At 36.5% G+C, this 19,807-nt stretch carries 19 protein-coding genes; 16 read left to right on the top strand and 3 right to left on the bottom strand.

The window, feature by feature from the left end:
• Window positions 1–134: 134 nt before the first annotated feature.
• From ACKU4N_RS00635 to ACKU4N_RS00590, 10 genes are all read left to right on the top strand, one after another.
• Window positions 135–503 (top strand): bactofilin family protein, encoded by a 369-nt coding sequence (locus ACKU4N_RS00635; protein WP_321319674.1) that lies wholly within the window; start codon window positions 135–137, stop codon window positions 501–503.
• Window positions 490–732 carry an AtpZ/AtpI family protein gene (locus tag ACKU4N_RS00630; RefSeq protein ID WP_321319673.1) on the top strand — a complete coding sequence of 81 codons (243 nt, stop codon included), beginning with the start codon at window positions 490–492 and terminating at the stop codon, window positions 730–732. The genes ACKU4N_RS00635 and ACKU4N_RS00630 overlap by 14 nt, the downstream gene beginning before the upstream one ends.
• Window positions 733–754: 22 nt before the next feature.
• Complete coding sequence (locus ACKU4N_RS00625) at window positions 755–1,147, top strand: hypothetical protein (RefSeq protein ID WP_321319672.1); 393 nt, start codon at window positions 755–757, stop codon at window positions 1,145–1,147.
• A gap of 247 nt (window positions 1,148–1,394) precedes the next feature.
• Window positions 1,395–2,480, top strand: coding sequence for a F0F1 ATP synthase subunit A (gene atpB, locus ACKU4N_RS00620; RefSeq protein WP_321319671.1), 1,086 nt, complete (start codon window positions 1,395–1,397; stop codon window positions 2,478–2,480).
• A gap of 62 nt (window positions 2,481–2,542) precedes the next feature.
• Window positions 2,543–2,800, top strand: coding sequence for an ATP synthase F0 subunit C (gene atpE, locus ACKU4N_RS00615; protein ID WP_156194809.1), 258 nt, complete (start codon window positions 2,543–2,545; stop codon window positions 2,798–2,800).
• 98 nt (window positions 2,801–2,898) lie between these two features.
• A complete protein-coding gene (atpF, locus tag ACKU4N_RS00610) occupies window positions 2,899–3,393 on the top strand; it encodes a F0F1 ATP synthase subunit B (protein WP_321319670.1) in 495 nt (164 codons plus the stop codon).
• A 60-nt stretch (window positions 3,394–3,453) separates the two neighbouring features.
• Entirely contained in the window at window positions 3,454–4,002 is a 549-nt protein-coding gene (atpH, locus tag ACKU4N_RS00605) for an ATP synthase F1 subunit delta (protein WP_321319669.1), read from the top strand.
• 42 nt (window positions 4,003–4,044) lie between these two features.
• Window positions 4,045–5,646, top strand: a complete 1,602-nt coding sequence (atpA, locus tag ACKU4N_RS00600) for a F0F1 ATP synthase subunit alpha (protein ID WP_321319668.1) — start codon at window positions 4,045–4,047, stop codon at window positions 5,644–5,646.
• Window positions 5,647–5,716: 70 nt separating this feature from the next.
• The gene (gene atpG / locus ACKU4N_RS00595) at window positions 5,717–6,589 is read left to right on the top strand and encodes an ATP synthase F1 subunit gamma (RefSeq protein ID WP_321319667.1); all 873 of its coding nucleotides are present in this window, start codon (window positions 5,717–5,719) and stop codon (window positions 6,587–6,589) included.
• A 126-nt stretch (window positions 6,590–6,715) separates the two neighbouring features.
• Window positions 6,716–7,159, top strand: a complete 444-nt coding sequence (locus ACKU4N_RS00590; RefSeq protein ID WP_321319666.1) for a C-GCAxxG-C-C family protein — start codon at window positions 6,716–6,718, stop codon at window positions 7,157–7,159.
• 155 nt (window positions 7,160–7,314) lie between these two features.
• Here ACKU4N_RS00590 and ACKU4N_RS00585 read toward each other — a convergent pair whose 3' ends face one another.
• The gene (locus tag ACKU4N_RS00585) at window positions 7,315–9,009 is read right to left on the bottom strand and encodes a Na/Pi cotransporter family protein (RefSeq protein WP_321319665.1); all 1,695 of its coding nucleotides are present in this window, start codon (window positions 9,007–9,009) and stop codon (window positions 7,315–7,317) included.
• Window positions 9,010–9,496: 487 nt separating this feature from the next.
• Here ACKU4N_RS00585 and ACKU4N_RS00580 point away from each other — a divergent pair, with 487 nt between their 5' ends.
• The 6 genes from ACKU4N_RS00580 (at window position 9,497) to ACKU4N_RS00555 (ending at window position 16,901) form a co-directional block, all read left to right on the top strand.
• Window positions 9,497–11,917, top strand: coding sequence for an efflux RND transporter permease subunit (locus tag ACKU4N_RS00580; RefSeq protein ID WP_321319664.1), 2,421 nt, complete (start codon window positions 9,497–9,499; stop codon window positions 11,915–11,917).
• Window positions 11,918–11,974: 57 nt separating this feature from the next.
• Window positions 11,975–12,949: a polyprenyl synthetase family protein gene (locus ACKU4N_RS00575; RefSeq protein ID WP_321319662.1), complete on the top strand. Its 975-nt coding sequence runs from the start codon at window positions 11,975–11,977 to the stop codon at window positions 12,947–12,949.
• A 93-nt stretch (window positions 12,950–13,042) separates the two neighbouring features.
• Window positions 13,043–14,557, top strand: coding sequence for a F0F1 ATP synthase subunit beta (gene atpD / locus ACKU4N_RS00570; RefSeq protein WP_321319660.1), 1,515 nt, complete (start codon window positions 13,043–13,045; stop codon window positions 14,555–14,557).
• Between the two features lie 54 nt (window positions 14,558–14,611).
• Window positions 14,612–14,851 (top strand): ATP synthase F1 subunit epsilon, encoded by a 240-nt coding sequence (gene atpC / locus ACKU4N_RS00565; protein WP_321319658.1) that lies wholly within the window; start codon window positions 14,612–14,614, stop codon window positions 14,849–14,851.
• 206 nt (window positions 14,852–15,057) lie between these two features.
• Complete coding sequence (locus ACKU4N_RS00560; RefSeq protein WP_321319656.1) at window positions 15,058–16,092, top strand: glycosyltransferase family 9 protein; 1,035 nt, start codon at window positions 15,058–15,060, stop codon at window positions 16,090–16,092.
• Window positions 16,093–16,352: 260 nt separating this feature from the next.
• Window positions 16,353–16,901 (top strand): glutathione peroxidase, encoded by a 549-nt coding sequence (locus tag ACKU4N_RS00555; RefSeq protein WP_321322755.1) that lies wholly within the window; start codon window positions 16,353–16,355, stop codon window positions 16,899–16,901.
• Between the two features lie 88 nt (window positions 16,902–16,989).
• Here ACKU4N_RS00555 and ACKU4N_RS00550 read toward each other — a convergent pair whose 3' ends face one another.
• The gene (locus tag ACKU4N_RS00550; protein WP_321319654.1) at window positions 16,990–17,967 is read right to left on the bottom strand and encodes a GDP-mannose 4,6-dehydratase; all 978 of its coding nucleotides are present in this window, start codon (window positions 17,965–17,967) and stop codon (window positions 16,990–16,992) included.
• 176 nt (window positions 17,968–18,143) lie between these two features.
• Window positions 18,144–19,802, bottom strand: coding sequence for an ArnT family glycosyltransferase (locus tag ACKU4N_RS00545; RefSeq protein ID WP_321319652.1), 1,659 nt, complete (start codon window positions 19,800–19,802; stop codon window positions 18,144–18,146).
• Window positions 19,803–19,807: the final 5 nt, after the last annotated feature.

Here is a 19,807-nt window from a genome sequence, read left to right as displayed (position 1 = left end):
TTATTACTGACGAAATTAGTCAAACGGAGCTTTTTAACGGTGATGATATGAAAGTTTCATAAGTGGCAGCAATATTCAACCACTCAGCTTTATAAATTCAATATGATATTAACATGTTTAGCAAAAAAGATAAAATGAGCAAAAACAATGAAGTACAACCAACCGCAGTGAATTTGATCTGCGATGGAACATCCATAACCGGGGATATTCAAGCGTCAAGAGATATTCGAATTGATGGGTTCCTGAACGGGAAAATGAATGTGAATGGAAAAGTTGTTGTCGGGAATACCGGTAAAATTCAAGGAGATGTTCATTGTAAAACAATTGATGTTTCCGGAATGGTAGAAGGCAATATTATTGCTTCAGAAATGGTTAATTTAAAAAACACCGCAATTATTCTTGGAAATATAACTACCGATAAAATTTCTGTTGAGCCAGGAGCCAAATTTACCGGATCCTGTAAAATGGGCGAGTCAGTTCCAAAAAAAGATGAAAAAAAATAAGGAGGACAACAAAAGCTCCCTCGAAAAGAGAAAACAACAAGTGACCAGTTTGGCAAAATATTCTGGTCTGGCATTTCAAATGATTGCCATCATACTTTTGGTCTTGTTTGGAGGGTTTCAGTTGGATAAGTATTTGGGAAATGAATTTCCATTATTTACAATTATCGGAGCTTTTGGTGGCGTTGTATTATCTTTATATTTTGCGTTAAAAGATTTGCTGAAAAAATAATCGGACGCATATAAATTCGAATATGGAAAAATCATTTAAAAAGTACATTCGAAACTTAGGAATCATTTCCGGTGCATTAATCGTCATCTCGGTTCTGATGTATTTGACTTTGTTAAAACCATGGTTCAACTATGTTTTTCCTTTTGTTATATTGTACTTTTTTCTGATTAGTTCCTTTCAGCACTATAAGTTGGTAAAAACGGCAAAGGAGAATCCTCGGGTTTTCAATACAAATTATATGGCATGGTTCGGAATAAAACTATTCTCTCACCTAAGCTTTGTGATCATTTACGTTTTATTGGATCGTTCACAAGCATTGAGTTTCGTCCTGTTTTTTGGTTTTTGCTATGTGGTATATACAGCTTATGATGTTGTGTCTTTATCCAATACTTTAAGGTCTGGAAATGTTAAATGATTTTAAAAAGCCACATGCAATTGATTTTTTATTAAATTTGGAAGTCAAAATTAAAAAAGCAGTAAGTTTTTAGCTTGAAAAAGTAAGTAATAAACGAATGAGTTATCATTCCAGAAAATATTGTTGATGCAATTTGTTTTGGATTAACATTTTAACCAAACAGATCGAATAAGTTCTGAATTAGCTGATTTGGGTTTTGTCTCAAGCCAGGTAATTAGTTATCTGTTACAAAGTAAGTCGTTTACGTATGAAAAACATTCATCGATTTCTGTTGATTTTCTTCTTAGCATTAAATGTTATTCCGGTTTTTGCCTCAGGTGATGAGCATGCAGAACCTGCTTCTCAAGAAACACATGAAAAAGAAAAGTTTGAGCCAGGAAATTTTATAATGGATCACATTGCTGATTCTTACGATTGGCATGTTTGTAGTGTTGGTGATATTCATGTAACCATGCCTTTGCCGGTGATTGTTTACTCCAGGCATTCCGGATTTCACATGTTCATGTCCAGTAATTTTCATCATGGGCATTCTGATTACGAAGGTTTTTCGATTGCCAAGGAAGGGCAATACAGAGGAAAAGTAGTTGAAATGGTTAACGGACAAGAAATTCGCCCGTTTGATATATCAATGACCAAGAATGTTGTTGCCATGCTAACAAGTATGGTTATTCTGCTTTGGGTCTTTATTTCTGTAGCTAAATCTTATACAAGACGAAAAGGAAAAGCTCCCAAAGGTCTTCAGTCTTTTGTTGAGCCAATTATAATTTTTATTCGGGATGAGATTGCAAAGCCTGCTATCGGCGAGAAAAAATATGCAAAATACATGCCCTATCTTTTAACCATTTTCTTTTTTATTTGGTTGAACAACTTAATGGGTATGGTTCCATTGTTACCGGGAGGAGCAAATGTCACCGGAAATATTACCATAACAATGGTGTTGGCATTGTTCACTTTTGTAATTACATCAGTGAATGCAAATAAATCGTATTGGAAACATATTGTGAATACTCCTGGTGTACCATGGTGGCTAAAATTCCCGATTCCTTTGATGCCTTTGGTTGAAGTAATGGGTGTTTTCACGAAACCATTTGTTTTAATGGTCCGACTCTTTGCCAACATTACTGCAGGTCATATGATAGTTTTGGCTTTTGTTAGTTTGATTTTCATTTTTGGTCAGATTAGTCCGGGATTAGGATACGGAACCTCAGTTGTATCAGTACTTTTTGTTGTATTTATGGATATGCTTGAGCTGTTGGTAGCCTTAATTCAGGCCTATGTGTTTACGCTTCTTTCTGCGCTTTACTTTGGTATGGCAACAGAAGAGCATCATTAAGAATTTATCTACTCCTAAAAATGGGAGCTTTAATAGTTTTTTATCAATTAATTAAAAACGCTATGATTACATTAACAATTCTTCTTCAGGCTGCAGCAAGTATGGGCATTGCCAAAATGGGTGCTGCATTTGGAGCTGGTTTAGCTGCCATTGGTGCTGGTATTGGTATCGGTAAAATTGGTGGTAGTGCTCTTGAGAGTATTGCCCGTCAACCAGAAGCTTCTGGAGATATTCGTTCAAACATGATCGTTGCTGCGGCTCTTATTGAAGGCGCTGCATTTTTTGCGATTATCATTTGTTTGTTGGCTATCGTATTGTAATAGCATGATCCACAATTTGCCATAAGAGATTGTCTGCGGCAAATTGTGGAATCTATTTGGATGTTAACGTCACTTAAAGTGAATTAAAATAGAATAACATGGGCTTAGTAACACCTGAATTAGGAACCTTTATATGGATGCTTTTAGCTTTTGGGATTGTTTTGTTTATTTTGGCAAAGTATGCCTGGAAACCAATTCTGAATGCATTAAAAGAAAGGGAACAATCCATTGAAGATGCACTTAGTTCTGCAGAGCGTGCAAAAGAAGAAATGGCGGCATTACAAGTCGATAACGAAAGAATTCTTCAGGAAGCGAGAAGAGAGCGTGAGGCAATGCTTAAAGAGGCAAAAGAGATGGGCGGTAAGTTGGTTAGCGAAGCCAAACAAAAAGCAACTCTTGAGGCAGATAAAGTAATCGAATCGGCACGGATAAACATTAAGAATGAAAAATCCGTTGCTTTGAATGAAATTAAAGCTCAGGTAGCAATTCTTTCTGTCGAAATAGCAGAGAAAATTCTCCGTCAGCAATTTGCTGATGATCAGCAGCAAAAAGATTACTTCAAAAAGTTAATGGACGAAGTAAAGTTGAATTAGTAAATGGGTGTAGGGGAGTCTTGTTGAATCCCATAACTCACATCTAATAATCTAAAGAACATGAACGAAAGTAAAATCTCGGTTCGTTATGCCAAAGCTCTTTTTGAATTAGGAAAAGAGGAGAACTTAATTGAGTCGGTAATTAAAGATATTCAGCTGGTTGATGAGGCTTGTAAAACGATACCTGAATTTTGGCTTATGGTTGAAAGTCCGGTTGTTAAAACCTCTCAGAAACGAACTTCGGTTAAGCTGATATTTGGTGATAAAATAAATCCGGTCAGTCTTAATTTTTTAGATTTGGTGGTGCAAAATCGTCGGGAAATTTACCTGAAGGATATCTCAAGAAATTTTTTGGCATTGTGTCGTAAAGACAAGGGGATTTTATCAGCCACACTTACATCTGCATCAGCTGTTGAGAAAGAAAGCAATCGCAAATTGATTGAATTACTTTCAAAATCTTACAATGCAAAAATTGAGTTGCAGGAAGTTGTTGATAAAGAAATTATTGGTGGATTTGTGCTTCGAATTGAAGATCAGCAACTGGATGCGAGTGTAAGCAATCAGTTGAATTTAATTAAGCGTGAATTGCTTTCAAATCATATGAAATAGAATTTCAAATCGGATTAAACTCTGACTAAATAAAAATTAAATATGGCTAGTATTAAACCTGCAGAAGTTTCGGAAATCCTAAAGCAGCAATTAAAAGGATTAAAAACCGAGGCAGAACTGGAAGAAGTCGGAACCGTATTGCAAGTTGGGGATGGTATCGCCCGCATCTACGGTTTATCGCACGTTGAATCCAATGAGTTAATTGAATTCCAAAATGGCGTTTTAGGTATTGTATTGAACCTCGAAGAGGACAATGTAGGAGCTGTTCTTTTGGGAGAAACTCAGGGAATTAAAGAAGGTGATGTTGTAAAACGCACCAAGCGTATTGCCTCAATCAATGTTGGAGAGGGAATGTTAGGACGTGTTATCAATACCATTGGTGAGCCTCTTGATGGAAAAGGTGAAATAAAGGGTATAACATACGAAATGCCATTGGAACGTAAAGCTCCCGGGGTACTTTATCGTCAGCCGGTAACTGAGCCTTTGCAAACGGGATTGAAGTCGATTGATGCAATGATTCCTATTGGACGTGGACAACGTGAGTTAATCATTGGTGACCGTCAGACAGGTAAAACAGCAATCGCAATTGATACCATTATCAATCAAAAAGAATTTTACGATAAAGGAAAGCCGGTATATTGTATCTATGTAGCCATAGGACAAAAAGGTTCTACTGTTGCAAATATCGCCAGAACACTTGAGGAGCATGGAGCTATGGCCTATACGGTTATTGTGATGGCAACTGCCGCCGATCCGGCAGCACTGCAGTTTTATGCACCTTTTGCAGGAGCTTCCATTGGAGAATTTTTCCGAGATACAGGCCGTCCTGCATTAATTATTTATGATGATTTATCGAAACAAGCGGTATCGTATCGTGAAGTTTCTCTGTTGCTTCGTCGTCCACCAGGACGTGAAGCATATCCAGGTGATGTATTTTATTTGCACTCAAGATTGTTAGAACGTTCGGCTAAAATCATTAATTCAGATGAGATTGCCCGTCAGATGAATGACTTGCCTGAGAGCATGAAAAATGCTAAGGATGAGAATGGTGAATCGATTATCAGAGGAGGAGGTTCTTTGACGGCACTTCCAATTATTGAGACTCAGGCTGGTGACGTATCGGCATACATTCCAACCAATGTAATTTCGATTACCGATGGTCAAATCTTCTTGGAGTCAGATCTTTTTAACGCCGGTATTCGTCCTGCAATTAACGTAGGCATCTCGGTGTCCCGTGTGGGAGGAAACGCTCAGATCAAGTCGATGAAAAAAGTAGCCGGTACTTTGAAGCTGGATCAGGCACAATATCGTGAATTGGAAGCTTTTTCCAAGTTTGGTTCCGATATGGATGCTGCAACCCGTTCTGTTTTAGATAAAGGTTCGAAGAATGTGGAAATCTTAAAACAAGGACAATATTCACCTTACACGGTTGATAAGCAGGTAGCTATTTTGTACTGTGGATCACAAGGATTATTGCGTAATGTTCCTGTAGATAAAGTGAAAGAATTTGAAATTGAATTTCTTGATTTTATGGCCATGAAACACAAAGCTGTTTTGGTTGAGCTGGGATCGGGAAAATATACTCAGGAAGCACAGGATATTATGAAATCCGTTGTTGCCGAGCTATCTGCGAAATATAAATAATTGACAATTAGTACTTGATAATAAGGCAGATACTCATTAAACATTAATTGATCATTGTTAATTAGAATAGATGGCTAATTTAAAAGAAATTCGTACTCGTATTTCGTCGGTTCAGAAAACCAAACAGGTTACTGCAGCGATGAAAATGGTTTCTGCTGCCAAATTAAAAAAGGCTCAGGATGCTATCCTGCAAATTCGTCCATTCGCGGCTAAGCTTCATGAGATTTTATCGAACCTAACTGGAAGTTTGACTAATTCTGATGATAATTTATACGGTGTGGCGAGAAAGCCTGAAAAGGTTTTATTGGTTGTGATAACTTCCAATAAGGGCTTATGTGGTGGATTTAATGCAAATGTAATTAAGCAGGTTACTATCTTGGCTGAGACTACTTACGCTGAACAAAACCAGCAAGGTTCACTTCACATATTGGCAATCGGAAAGCAAGGATGGGAAATTCTTCGTAAGTATTTTAATGTTGTTGGAGAACACAATCATGTGTACGATAATTTGAACTTTGAAAGTGTGTCGGCTATTGCTTCTTTGGTTATGAGGGAGTTTGTAGAAGGAAAATATGACAGAGTAGAATTAGTTTACAATCAGTTTAAAAATGCGGGAGTGCAAATTTTAAAAACCGAACAGTTTTTGCCTGTTGTTCAACCTGAAGAGGATATGAACAGTAAGACAGAATATATTTTTGAACCAAATCAGGAAGAAATTTTAGCGGAATTGATTCCAAGATCTTTAAGAACACAATTTTTTAAGGCAATGCTGGATTCCTTTGCATCCGAGCACGGAGCCAGAATGACAGCAATGCACAAGGCAACAGATAATGCTTCTGATTTAATTCAGGATCTGAATCTGACCTACAACAAAGCTCGTCAGGCAGCAATTACCAACGAAATTTTGGAGATTGTATCCGGAGCTAATGCTTTGGCTAATTAATGCCATTTTAAAGACCATATTTAAACGATTAATAAATGCTGCAAGCTCACCTTAGGGTGGGCTTTTTTTCTACTTAAAATGGATAAGAATTAAGTTTTCAATAAAATAACCGAAAGATTAATTTACATGAAAGAACATGAAGAAAAAGCCATTCATTCGTTTTACAATGGGATGAATTGCGCCCAGTCTGTTATTACCGCTTATACTGATCATTTAAGATTTGATTTAGACATGGCTTTAGCCGTATCGAATGGTTTTGGCGGCGGAATGGGAAAAATGCAAAAAACCTGCGGAGCTGTTACTGGTTCCTTTATGGTATTGGGTATTTATAATGCCAAGAGGCACGTAGAAAATATTGATGCAAGAAATGCAACCAATGAAATGATCCAAAAGTTTACGGTTGATTTTGCAGCTTTGTATGGCTCACTTGACTGTAAGATCCTTTTAAATTGTGATTTTACAACAGAAAAAGGGGAGAAGGAATTTCAAGATTTGGACTTAAAAAAGAATGTTTGTTCGAAGTGCATTTCCGATTCTATTAAATTAATCGAGGTTTTGATACAAGAGTAAGATTTAGAGGGATAATGTTTTAGTAATCTAAAACCCATAATCCCTATGATCTGCCGGCTTGCTCAGATGGTGAAACAATACAAAAAAATCCTCATCCATTGGGATGAGGATTTTTTTGTATTCTAAAAGCCGGCGACTAAAGTGCCAACAGCCGATTATTCTTTGATATCATTTAGGGCTTCACTTACATTAATACAGAAATCACCTATTTTTTCACATTCCGAGAACATATCGTTGTAAATAATACCAGCCTGATATTTGTATTTATGTTCCTCTACATTGTTTAAATGTTCAGTTTTCAGTAAAGTTCTGTAATCATTTATTTCACGCTCAGTTTCCCAGGCTTTTTTGATTTTTACTTCCGTAAATTCTTTTTTAGTGTTTTCGTGCATCAAATCAAGAGCTTCGTCAACCAAGGCGAACATATTATTGATGTTGTCTCTTAATTCCTGAGGAAACCAAGCTTTTTGTTCACGTTTCCTCTTCATAGCTTTGGCAAGATTTAAGATCGAGTCACCAACACTTTCAATATCACTTACCATTTTAAAATAAGCACGAACCCTTTCCGAGTTTTCAGAACTTAGTCTGGTTTCAGAAACCTTGGCAAGAAAGTTGGCAATTTCTACTTCCATATCATCACTCTCATCTTCTCTTTTATCAATTTTCTCGAAAAGTTTATTGAAAGTTTTATCATTGGTTTCGTTAAACGCCTGCTTGGTATAGCTAAACATTTTCTTCGTGCTTTTTACGTAAGCACTTATTTCTTTTTTTGCCAAAAATAATGATGCTTCAGGAGTTGAAAGAGTTCCTGTTTTAATGTGCTGAAGTTTGAATTCTTCTTCTACATCTTCCCGAACAGGAACCAGTTTGGTAACTACTTTTACTATAAAATTGGCAAACCAAATCAGGATAACAACATTCAGGATATTAAATCCGGTATGAAATAATGACAACGAAATAGGTACGGCAACAGTGCTTGTGAAGGGATCTCCGCCACCAAGAATAGTCATGTTAACCCAAGCTACCGTTTTTAAGAAAAATGGCAGAGCGACCAGCATCCACATAACACCAAAAGTATTAAATATTAGATGGGCTCTTGCAGCTCTTTTAGCTGAAGTATTGGCAATCATTGCGGCAAGATTTGCTGTAATGGTAGTCCCAATATTTTCTCCCAATACCATTGCAGCAGCCATTTCGAAACTAATCCACCCACTATTACACATTACAAGGGTAAGTGCCATGGTGGCCGATGATGATTGAATTAAAATAGTAAGAAGCGTTCCAATAGCCAAAAACAGTAAGGTAGAAGCAAATCCCATGTCTGTATAACTAGTCAGGAAATTTAGAATCTCAGGATTATTTTTGATATCAGGCATTGAGGTTTTAAGAAATTGCAAGCCAATAAAAAGCAAAGCAAATCCCATAATCAATTCACCCCAATTCTTTTTTGTGCGGTTTTTTGAAAACAGGAATGGAAGACCTAAACCTATTAAGGGCAAAGAAATTGCACTCATGCTAACCTTAAACCCCAACAGGGAGATTAACCAGGCAGTAACCGTAGTACCGATATTGGCACCCATAATCACTCCTATCGATTCAACCAGCGATAACAAACCGGCATTTACAAAGCTAACCACCATTACAGTAGTTGCTGATGACGACTGAATAAGGGCCGTAATCAACACTCCGGTCATTACCCCTTTAAATCGATTGGAAGTCATTGCTGCGAGAATGGTTCGCATCTTGTCTCCGGCAACTTGTTGAAGAGCCTCACTCATCAATTTCATTCCATAAAGGAATAAGCCTAAAGATCCTATAAGCGTTAAAATATCGGCCAATCCGTAATTCATAACTTATTTAGTTTATTTGTTTTTCAATAGATTAGTAGCTGTTAAGGCCGCAAAAATAGAAGATATTTGCAAAACCTCTAATTTTTTATCGTGTTAATTGAGTATTAAGAAAAAGTAAAAATAAGCTTATAAAAATATTACAATAAAAAAACAATGGGATTTTTTATAGATTTTTAACGCTTGCCAATTGGGTTGATAATTAGTTGATTGTGTGGTGCATTGTGGCCGGGAAATTGCGGGTAGTACTCATTTTTTAATGAAATGGGTGAATAATTGAGATATAAACAACTAAAATGCATTTGTGTTTGGCAATTAATTTGTTAAAAACCAGATGGTTTCAATGAATTTATATAATTTTAAATCTTGATACCACCAACAGATGCGTATTGGGATTCCGTACAATCATCATCTTTTGATAAAATGATTATAAGTCGTATTTTCGCCGGAATCTAAAATAAAACCGATATCTCTTTAGCAGGATAATAGTATGTGGAACAGAATTGCAGGATTAATTCTTAGGAATAGAATTTTACTTTTGGTGATAATTGGACTTATCACAATATTTATGGGGTACAAAGCTCAATTTGTGGAGATGTCCTATCAGTATGCGGCACTCCTTCCTGATGATGACCCTGCATCTGTTGAATACGAGCGTTTTAAAAACACTTTTGGACAAGAGGGAAATGTAATGTTTTTTGCGGTTCAGGATCCTGACTTTTATGAACTGGAGAAATTTAACGATTGGATTTCCTTAGGAGATAGTTTGAAAGCTTTGGATGGAATTGATGCAGTGGTTTCCATCGCACATACCTACAATATCAACAAAAACAGTGAAGCCAAGAGATTTGAATTTCAATCAATATTCCCAAAGAAATTAAGTTCGCAGGAAGAATTAGATAGTCTTGCTCTTATTGCCGAGTCATTGCCATTTTATCAAGGGAGCTTAATTAATAAAGAATCTCATACATTTTTGATGGGAATTACGGTGAACGCACGAATAATTAATTCGAAAGCGCGTGAGCCAATGGTTGTTAAGGTTCGGGAAATTACCGACCGTTTTACAGCCAAGTACAATTTAGAAATGAAATACTCAGGACTTCCTTATATTCGGGTAGTTACTGCACAAATGATTAAAAAGGAGATGAACATGTTCATTTACCTTTCTCTTTTAGTCACTGCGATTATTTTATTTATGTTTTTCCGCTCTTTTAAAGTGGTTTTCTTCTGTATGTTGGTTGTAGGTTTGAGTGTCATCTGGGCCGTGGGATCCATGGTCTTGTTCGATTACAAAATTACTTTACTTACCGCTATGTTACCGCCATTACTAGTGGTGATCGGAATTCCGAATTCCGTTTTTCTGATCAATAAATACCATGGAGAGTACATTCGCCACAATAACAAGATAAAAGCCTTGCAACGTGTGGTATCAAAAATTGGGAATGCAACCTTTTTAACCAATCTTACTACAGCATCAGGTTTTGCTACTTTTATTGTGACTTCCAGTCAGATATTAAAAGAATTTGGGGTGATTGCGGCCTTAAATATCATGGTGGTTTTTGTCCTTTCTTTACTACTAATTCCTATCATTTTTAGTTTTTTAAATCCTCCGGATCAAAAAGCGACAAGTCATTTGGAAAATAAAATGACAGTATGGTTTGTGGGTAAATTAGTAAAGATTGTATTGAACAGACGGACTGTAGTTTATACGCTAAGTTTTGTTTTGCTTGTCCTAGGCATTTTTGGAATCAGCAAAATGAAAAGTACCGGTTATATGGTTGATGACCTGCCACATGACAATGTAATATTTCAGGATTTAAAGTTCTTAGAAAAGAACATGGATGGAATAATGCCTTTGGAAGTGATGGTAGAAACTAAGAAAAAGGCAGGCATTTTAAAATTATCAACCTTAAAACGATTAAATGCTCTTAACGATACGTTAAAATCATATCCGGAAATATCATCATCCGTTTCGATTGTTGAGGCGGCAAAATTTGCCAATCAGGCGTATTTCAATGGCAAAGAAAAATACTACGATTTGCCTAGTAACCAGACTCGAAATGTGATTATGTCCTATTTGGCTAAAGCCGATACCGGTGATGATTCCAAGTTGTTCAGTACTTTCGTGGATTCGACTCAGTCAATTACCCGAATGAGCTTTCGAATGAAGGATATTGGAACTACCAGAATGGAAGAAATGGAACAAAGAATTCTTGCTCATGTAAGTAATATTTTTCCTGAAGATCAGTATACCGTTAATGTAACTGGATCCAGTATTATCTTTTTTAAAGGAAATAAATATCTGGTAAAGAATTTATTTATAAGTCTTGCTTTGGCAATTTTTCTTATTGCTTCATTCATGGCGTGGATGTTTTCTTCCAAAAGAATGGTTGTGGTTGCTTTGCTGCCAAACCTTTTGCCATTGATAATTACAGCTGCGTTAATGGGCTTTTTCGGTATTCCCATTAAAGCATCAACCATATTGGTGTTTAGTATCGCATTTGGTATTTCTGTTGACGATACAATTCACTATTTGGCAAAATACCGGCAAGAATTGAAAGCAACCAATTGGAGTATCCGATCATCTGTTGTTCTTGCCCTTCGCGAAACAGGTCAGAGTATGATGTATACCTCTATTATTTTGTTTTTTGGTTTTGGTATTTTTGCCTTATCTGATTTTGGAGGAACTGTTTCTCTGGGGGTATTAGTGTCCGTAACTTTACTTTCAGCGATGCTCTCCAACTTAATTTTGTTGCCGTCATTGTTGCTCACGCTTGAGAAGTTTATTACCAACCGATCGTTTAAAGAACCACTGCTTCAAATTTTCGATGAAGAGGAAGATATTGAGCTCGATGATCTTAGAATTGCACCAAGTGAAAACAAAGAGGAAAAAGAAAGCCTTGTGAATTGATTTTTTTATATTTTAGTGAACTGTTTAAAAATACACACTAAAAATTGATTGTAAATCATGTATAGTTTTAATGATCTTCAGGAAATCATTGATAAAGAGATTGATGGATTGGAGTTTTCGGCTCCGCCGGAAGGCCTTTTCGAGCCAATGAAATATATATTAGGCATTGGAGGGAAGCGGCTTCGTCCAATTTTAGTCCTGCTGAGTGCTAATTTATACAAGGATGATCTTTCAAAAGTTTGTTTGCCTGCCATCGGAATAGAAGTGTTTCACAATTTTACACTCTTGCATGATGATGTAATGGACAACGCTCCAATACGCAGAAGTAAGAAAACTGTACACGAAAAATGGAACAGTAACGTAGCCATTCTTTCTGGTGATGCTATGTCCATTAAGGCATATCAGTATATTGGTTCCTGCGAAGACAAATACCTGCGGGATGTTCTTACTGTGTTCAATCAAACAGCATTGGAAGTTTGTGAAGGACAGCAGTTCGACATGGAATTTGAAGATAGAAATGATGTTAAGATTGAAGAATATTTAAATATGATTCGGTTGAAAACAGCTGTTCTATTAGGCGGAAGTCTAAAAATGGGCGCAATAATGGGCGATGCCAGCTCAAAAGATGCGGAATTATTATATCATTTTGGTATGAATTTAGGTATGGCATTTCAACTTCAGGACGATCTTTTAGATGTTTTTGGTGATGAGGCTGTTTTTGGAAAGAAAATTGGTGGTGATATCCTATCCAATAAGAAAACCTTTCTTTTAATTAAAGCCCTGGAAACAGCTTCGGGAGATATTGAAGAAGAATTAAAGTCTTGGATTACAACGAAATTTTTTAATCCGGAAGAAAAAATAATGGCTGTAAGGGCTATTTATGAGCAGTTAAATGTTCGTGAATATTCGCAGAATAAAATTGAAGATTATTTTGCTTTATGTCTTGAATACCTCGATAAAGTTGATGTTGAGGCCGAAAAGAAAAAGGAACTTTATTCACTGGTTAAAGGATTAGTAAATCGTTCCGTTTAAGAATGTTAAAAATTCAGATAAGAGTCTCCTTTATTGACAAAAAATTTTAAATTTGTTGTCACGCGATATTAATGATCCAAAAAAAAAATGTAAATGTCACAAAATACAGGCAAAATTGCACAGGTTATCGGACCTGTTATCGATGTAAGTTTTGATAAGGAAGGAACTAAACTTCCTGAAATTTACGATTCTTTAGAGGTCGTGATTGAAAATGGTAAAAATTTGGTTGTTGAGTGTCAGCAACACATTGGTGAGAATACTGTTCGTGCCATAGCAATGGATTCAACTGACGGTTTACGTCGGGGAATGGATGTAATTGCAACAGGTTCGCCTATTATGATGCCTCCTGGAGATAAAATAAAAGGTAGATTACTAAATGTGGTTGGAGAAACCATTGATGGAATTGGTTCTGTCAGTAAGGAAGGTGGATATACTATTCACAGGACTCCTCCGGCATTCGATCAGTTGAGTACTGAGTCAGAAGTTTTTTATACAGGTATTAAGGTAATTGACCTTATTGAACCATACGCAAAAGGTGGTAAAATTGGTTTATTTGGAGGTGCCGGGGTTGGTAAAACAGTATTGATTCAGGAATTAATAAATAACATTGCCATTGGTCAAGACGGTTTATCTGTATTTGCCGGTGTTGGCGAACGTACCCGTGAAGGAAATGACTTGCTTCGTGAAATGATCGAATCAAGGGTTATTCAATACGGCGAAGCGTTTGAAAAAGATATGGAAAAGGGAGGATGGGATCTTTCTTTAGTTGATAAAGAAGCCTTGGATAACTCTCAGGTATCGCTTGTTTTTGGTCAGATGAATGAACCACCAGGGGCACGTGCCCGTGTTGCTCTTTCCGGATTAACTGTTGCAGAAAGTTTGCGTGACGGGGATGAAAAATCAGGTGGACGTGATATTCTGTTCTTTGTAGATAATATTTTCCGTTTTACTCAGGCAGGTTCTGAGGTTTCGGCTTTGCTTGGGCGTATGCCTTCTGCAGTAGGATATCAGCCAACCCTGTCAACAGAGATGGGGGTGATGCAGGAGAGAATTACCTCAACAAAAAGAGGTTCGATTACATCTGTTCAGGCGGTTTACGTTCCTGCGGATGATTTAACTGACCCTGCTCCGGCTACAACATTTGCCCACTTGGATGCAACAACTGTATTGAATCGTAAAATTGCTGAGCTAGGAATTTATCCGGCTGTAGATCCATTGGATTCTACTTCCCGTATTCTTTCAATAGACGTTGTTGGTGAAGCTCACTATAAATGTGCTACAGATGTAAAAGAGATTTTGCAGCGTTACAAAGAATTGCAGGATATCATTGCAATTTTAGGTATGGAAGAGCTTTCCGAAGAGGATAAATTAGTGGTACATCGTGCTCGTCGTGTTCAACGATTTTTATCGCAGCCATTCCACGTTGCCGAACAATTTACCGGCTTAAAAGGATGTTTGGTTTCTATTGAGGATACTATTAAAGGCTTTAACATGATTATGGATGGTGAAGTTGATCAATATCCGGAAGCTGCCTTTAACCTTGTTGGTACAATAGAACAAGCCATTGAAAAAGGTGAAAAATTGTTGGCAGAATCTGAAAAAGAATAAAAAGACACCTAAAATACTTGAAGTGTAAGTGCTTGTAATTTAGAATTTTTAATTATGCATTTGGAAATTGTTACGCCTGAGAAGTGTCTGTATTCCGGAGAAGTTGAATTGGTTCAGCTACCAGGAAAAAACGGATCTTTTGAAATATTGAAAAACCATGCTCCAATTGTTTCTAGTCTGGAGAAAGGAACGATTAAACTAAAACCTGTTGGAGGTGTTGAAATTTTCTTTGAAGTCAACGGAGGTATTGTTGAATGTAAGAAAAATGTAATTTCAGTATTGGCAGATAACTAGAGAAAATTTAAAGCAATATATAGTACAATAGTAATCAGTACTTATATTTTATACAATTTATATAAAGAGACTTTAGAATTTCTAAAGTCTCTTTATTTATTGTCAACATTGTGGATTTCCTAACTACTCTTGCTATTTTTGTGACTATAATTGTTTAAACAAAAGCTGTAAATAGTCTATTTACTCCGTACCAGATACTAGAAAAAATGCCTAAAAAATTCCTGATTATTCGTTTCTCTTCCATAGGTGATATTATTCAGTGTATGACAACTGTGGATGGTATTTTAAACCATTATCCGGATGCTGAGATTCATTGGATTGCAAGAAAAGACATGTCTTCCTTTTTAGCGATGGATCAGCGTATCTGCAAAGTTTGGGGATTTGATAGAGGACAGGGATTTAAAGGTCTTATAAAGCAGGCAAAAGAGCTTAAAAAGGAAAAATTTGATTTCGTTTATGATGCTCACAGCAATATTCGGTCGATTGTGCTGAAAACAGTATTGGTGCCGAGATGGAAACGTTGGTTTGGTATTGGATCTAAGTATACTATGCGAAGCAAAGATCGAATCAAAAGAATTTTGTTATTTAAGTTAGGTATTGATCGTTTTCCAATGCCTTTTAAAGGAATGCTTTCGTACCGAAAACCTCTTGAGAAATGGGGCTTAACCGATTATTCAAAAGTCAATGCCAATTGGTATTTTCCTGAGGAGTTAAAGATGAAAATGGAGGATAAGGTTTTTTCAAATTTAAAGGGGGAACCATCCAAATTGGTCACTTTGGTTCCTTCTGCAGCCTGGATGATGAAACGTTGGCCTGTCTCTCATTGGCAAAAGTTGGTGCAGCAATTGCCGGATTATCATTTTGTAATTTTAGCCGGACCTGATGACGTTTTTTGTGAAGAGATTGAGGCTGCAGCAAAAGAAAGAGTTCTGAACCTTAGCGGAAAAACCAATTTACTGGAATCCTGTTATTTGGTTCAGAAATCGAACTTGGTAATTTCCGGTGATACTGGTTTTTTGCATGCTGCAGATAAGTTTGGTATTCCTGCTTTATCTTTAATGGGGCCAACTGCATTTGGATTTACCACGGGAGAACAAATCAAAACCCTCGAAGTGGATATGAAATGCCGGCCATGCACAAAAGATGGCTCAGGGAAGTGCAAACAAAAGGTTTACCAGCAATGTATGGTAGATATTACTCCGGAATGGGTGGCCAAAGAAGTGATTCAACGGATGGCTTGAATTATTTTAATCAGTTAACAGATATTTAACACGCTTATTTAAAACAATTAAAAATAAAAGCATATATTTGTATCGCATGCGATACAAATTGGAATGGATTTTTTCGAAATGCAAAACAAACACAAACGATAAAAATAGTCGAAATGAAAAAAATTGCCTTACTGCTAATATTTGCTGTAGGTTTGATGTCTTATCAGACAATAGCACAAACAGAGACAAAGAAAGATTGTAAAAAAGACTGTTGTAAAAAAGAGAAATGTATGAAAGAAGGATTGTATGGCTTTAAAATAGCCTCTTTAACTGGTGAGGAAGTTGATTTGAATCAGTATAAAGGAAAAGTTGTTTTGGTTGTTAATACGGCAAGTAAATGCGGTTTAACGCCACAATACAAAGGTTTGGAAGCAATGTATCAGAAATACAAAGACCAGGGATTCGTAATTTTAGGATTTCCGAGCAATCAGTTTCTGGAACAAGAGCCTGGAACATCGGAAGAAATTGCTGCTTTTTGTGAGAAAAACTATGGCGTAAGCTTTCCAATGTTCGAGAAAATTGAAGTTCGTGGGGAAAATGCTCATCCTCTTTATAAAATGCTGACTGAAGAAAAACCGTTTTTAGGTTTTGATGATTCAGAATCGGGACAAAAATTCAAGGGATTTATCAGTGAAAAATTTCCTGAGATTTATGAAGGAAACGGGATCAAATGGAATTTCACCAAATTTATTATCGATAGAAATGGAAAAGTGGTAAAACGAATTGAACCAAATGTTGCTCCTGAAGATTTCGAAGATGAAATAAAAGGAATGTTATAATTCTGATTGTGAATCAGAAAAAATATGAAAAGAGACTTCAATTGATTTGGAGTCTCTTTTTTATGTTTTAACTCAATATAGATGATTCTTATTGATTGTCGAACCAAGTTATAAAACGTTTAATTCCTTCTTCGAAACTAACTTGTGGATTGTAGTCAATCAGTTCTTTTGCACGGGAAATGTCAGCATAAGTTTGTTCAACATCTCCTGCCTGCATTGGCAGATGATTGATTTGCGGTTCACATTTCGCATTTTTTGCGATAATCGCAATCATGTCGCGAAGAAGTATAGGGTAGCTGTTGCCCAGGTTTATGGTTTCAAAAACCTGTTCGTGATTGAATAGATAGCTGCAGCTTTTTACAATTCCTTCCACAGTATCATCAACGAAAGTATAATCTCTTGCCGTTGAACCATCTCCAAACATTGGAATCGGCTGTTCATTTCGGAACAATTTCAGAAATTTATGAATGGCTAAATCGGGACGCTGACGAGGACCAAAAACAGTGAAAAATCTCATGTTAATGATATCCAAATCGTACAAATGATGGTAGCTGTGGTTTAAAACTTCGCAGGATTTTTTGGAAAAAGCATAAGGCGAAATGGCCCGGTCAACATTGTGATTTTCCGAAAAAGGAACCTCTTTGTTGTTGCCGTAAACCGATGAGGAGGAAGCAAAAGCCAGCTTTTTAATTCCCTTTTTTCTCATAAAATCCAATACGTTTCTGGTCGCTGTAATGTTGCTGTCGATGTATCCCTGCGGATCTTCAATGGAAGGTCGGACTCCTGCTTTACCTGCCAAATGCACCACCAAATCAATCCGATCTTCGATACGATCCAGACTCGAATCAATCCGTAAATCCAGTTCGTAAAATGCAAAAGAGGAATTTTGAAGAAAAGCGTTTAAATTTTCTTCTTTCACTTTTTTCGGATAAAAAGTGTCGAAATTATCGATGCCAATAACCTTATATCCCAGTAATAGTAATTTTTCTGAAAGATGAGACCCAATAAAACCAGCACATCCGGTTACAAGAATGGTTCTTTTTAATTTATTCTCTACAGTTTGCATATACTTCTGACTTGTTTTTTATTTTGATTCAAAAGTGTGGATCAAAATTGGATAAATACAGATCAATGATCTTCAACAATTGAAGAATTAACTTACAAGTAAAAACAAAGCTATTCTATAATCATGAAAGATGGCTTTTTTCGCCTGAAATCTTAGGTTTTTTTAACTAATAGTATTTATTGAAGGACCTTAATAAGAGTCATGTACTTTTGAAAGTACCGTTTGTTTCCTTTGGGTTGACGATTGTAGTCGTAATAATCTAATGTTTCAAACTCCATATTTTGAAGTTGTAAGTCGGAGAACAATTCCTTTGGATTTTCAGAGGAGAAGACAACAAATGATTTTTCTTTAGGAAATTCATTCAATTCTTCGGTATTCCACGACTTTACTTCTCGTCCTATTTCCCAAACCAATTCAATTCTAAATTCCTCTTTCCCAATACTGTATAGATTTAAGTCTTTTATTGATTCTATGTTTCGGGCTTCACGGATATTTTTAAATTTATGATTTCGGTTTTGTAAGTTACTGGTGTTTGGAATTATAAACACTTCAGTAATTGCCATCAGACAAATCATTCCAAAAACAAAGTTTAGAATGTTTTTGTTTTTCCATGCCATCAGCAATAACAGAAAGATTCCTTCGGAAAGAAGAGAAAAGAGAATAAATGTCAGCAAGGATATTTGTTGATCCTGATAGAAAAAGATGAAAACTCCAACAGGCATTACAAGAGCAACAATGGCAATTAACCAGAGGTTAGCTCCCCAAATGAGCTTATCCCATTTGTCGGCCGTTTCGTTTTTGAAAACCTGAAATAAGTGTTGAATCAATTGACCAGCCAATAAAGCACTTGGGATCAATACTGGAAGCAGGTACCTGTCTTTTTTTTCCGGAATTAAAGAAAGTAAGACAACAGACGTGATGGTCCAGATCAGTGCAAATTTGTATTCTTTTTTTGCTTCGAATCGTTTAAAGGCATAAGGAAAAATCAATGCAGAGAAAATAATTAATGTCCAGATTCCTGATTGAATAGGGAAATTCCAATAGTAATAAAACGGACGGACATGGCGGTTCATCCAGGAACCGGATTCCAGCTTAGCAATTGCGGCAGCTTCATCAGCGTGAACCAGAGAGATAAAAGCAGGCCACCAAAAGCTGATCACAATAAATATTCCAATGGCTAATAAAAGCGGCTGCCATTTTTGTAGAATTACTTTTCCTTTGTATACCCACGAATAGGCGATTAAAAATGGAATTAGAACGGCAAAAAATGCGACAGGTCCTTTACTTAAGAAAGATAAACCCCAAAAGATACCTGCTGCTGCAAATAACCCCCAATTTTTATCTTCAGTTTTCCAGGCTTTGTGTAAAAAGAGAATAGCACCAAGCATAAAACTATGACAGTAAATATCCCAGGTTCCTGTTCTTCCCATATACACGATATAGAAACTTGATGCCAAGACAAGACTATTGCACAAAGCGGCTATTCTGTTTTTATTTAATGAGATAGTGAAAAAATACATCAAAATCACCATGATGGAGCTAACCATTGCAGCAGGAAATCGAAGCATGCTTATATTTTCGATTCCAAACCAGCTTCCAAATACTGCTGTAATCCATGTTGGAAGAGGTGGTTTAGCCAATCGTAATTCGCCATTCATTGTAGGCACCAGCCAATTTCCTTTTTCAATCATTTCACGGGCAGTCACAAAGTTTCGTGCTTCCATGATATTCACAAAAAAACTACTGTTGGCAAAGAAGAATGCAAAGTAGCAAACCACTAATAAAAATAAAATATGAACAGAAGTTTTGTTCTCAAACAGATATCGTTGAATCATTTTAA

Source organism: Labilibaculum sp. (genome assembly GCF_963664555.1).
Taxonomy (GTDB): Bacteria; Bacteroidota; Bacteroidia; order Bacteroidales; family Marinifilaceae; genus Labilibaculum.
Note: the sequence above shows the minus strand (reverse complement) of the source record. Positions and strands in the feature narration are given on the sequence as shown.

Excerpts from the sequence above, each read along its gene's own strand:
- atpB (WP_321319671.1), top strand. The coding sequence starts at position 1,395 with ATGAAAAACATTCATCGATTTCTGTTGATTTTCTTCTTAGCATTAAAT.
- ACKU4N_RS00630 (WP_321319673.1), top strand. The coding sequence starts at position 490 with ATGAAAAAAAATAAGGAGGACAACAAAAGCTCCCTCGAAAAGAGAAAA.
- atpC (WP_321319658.1), top strand. The coding sequence starts at position 14,612 with ATGCATTTGGAAATTGTTACGCCTGAGAAGTGTCTGTATTCCGGAGAA.
- ACKU4N_RS00585 (WP_321319665.1), bottom strand. The coding sequence starts at position 9,009 with ATGAATTACGGATTGGCCGATATTTTAACGCTTATAGGATCTTTAGGC.
- atpF (WP_321319670.1), top strand. The coding sequence starts at position 2,899 with ATGGGCTTAGTAACACCTGAATTAGGAACCTTTATATGGATGCTTTTA.
- ACKU4N_RS00590 (WP_321319666.1), top strand. The coding sequence starts at position 6,716 with ATGAAAGAACATGAAGAAAAAGCCATTCATTCGTTTTACAATGGGATG.
- atpG (WP_321319667.1), top strand. The coding sequence starts at position 5,717 with ATGGCTAATTTAAAAGAAATTCGTACTCGTATTTCGTCGGTTCAGAAA.
- ACKU4N_RS00575 (WP_321319662.1), top strand. The coding sequence starts at position 11,975 with ATGTATAGTTTTAATGATCTTCAGGAAATCATTGATAAAGAGATTGAT.
- ACKU4N_RS00635 (WP_321319674.1), top strand. The coding sequence starts at position 135 with ATGAGCAAAAACAATGAAGTACAACCAACCGCAGTGAATTTGATCTGC.
- ACKU4N_RS00555 (WP_321322755.1), top strand. The coding sequence starts at position 16,353 with ATGAAAGAAGGATTGTATGGCTTTAAAATAGCCTCTTTAACTGGTGAG.
- atpA (WP_321319668.1), top strand. The coding sequence starts at position 4,045 with ATGGCTAGTATTAAACCTGCAGAAGTTTCGGAAATCCTAAAGCAGCAA.
- ACKU4N_RS00625 (WP_321319672.1), top strand. The coding sequence starts at position 755 with ATGGAAAAATCATTTAAAAAGTACATTCGAAACTTAGGAATCATTTCC.
- atpE (WP_156194809.1), top strand. The coding sequence starts at position 2,543 with ATGATTACATTAACAATTCTTCTTCAGGCTGCAGCAAGTATGGGCATT.
- ACKU4N_RS00580 (WP_321319664.1), top strand. The coding sequence starts at position 9,497 with ATGTGGAACAGAATTGCAGGATTAATTCTTAGGAATAGAATTTTACTT.
- ACKU4N_RS00550 (WP_321319654.1), bottom strand. The coding sequence starts at position 17,967 with ATGCAAACTGTAGAGAATAAATTAAAAAGAACCATTCTTGTAACCGGA.
- atpD (WP_321319660.1), top strand. The coding sequence starts at position 13,043 with ATGTCACAAAATACAGGCAAAATTGCACAGGTTATCGGACCTGTTATC.
- ACKU4N_RS00545 (WP_321319652.1), bottom strand. The coding sequence starts at position 19,802 with ATGATTCAACGATATCTGTTTGAGAACAAAACTTCTGTTCATATTTTA.
- atpH (WP_321319669.1), top strand. The coding sequence starts at position 3,454 with ATGAACGAAAGTAAAATCTCGGTTCGTTATGCCAAAGCTCTTTTTGAA.
- ACKU4N_RS00560 (WP_321319656.1), top strand. The coding sequence starts at position 15,058 with ATGCCTAAAAAATTCCTGATTATTCGTTTCTCTTCCATAGGTGATATT.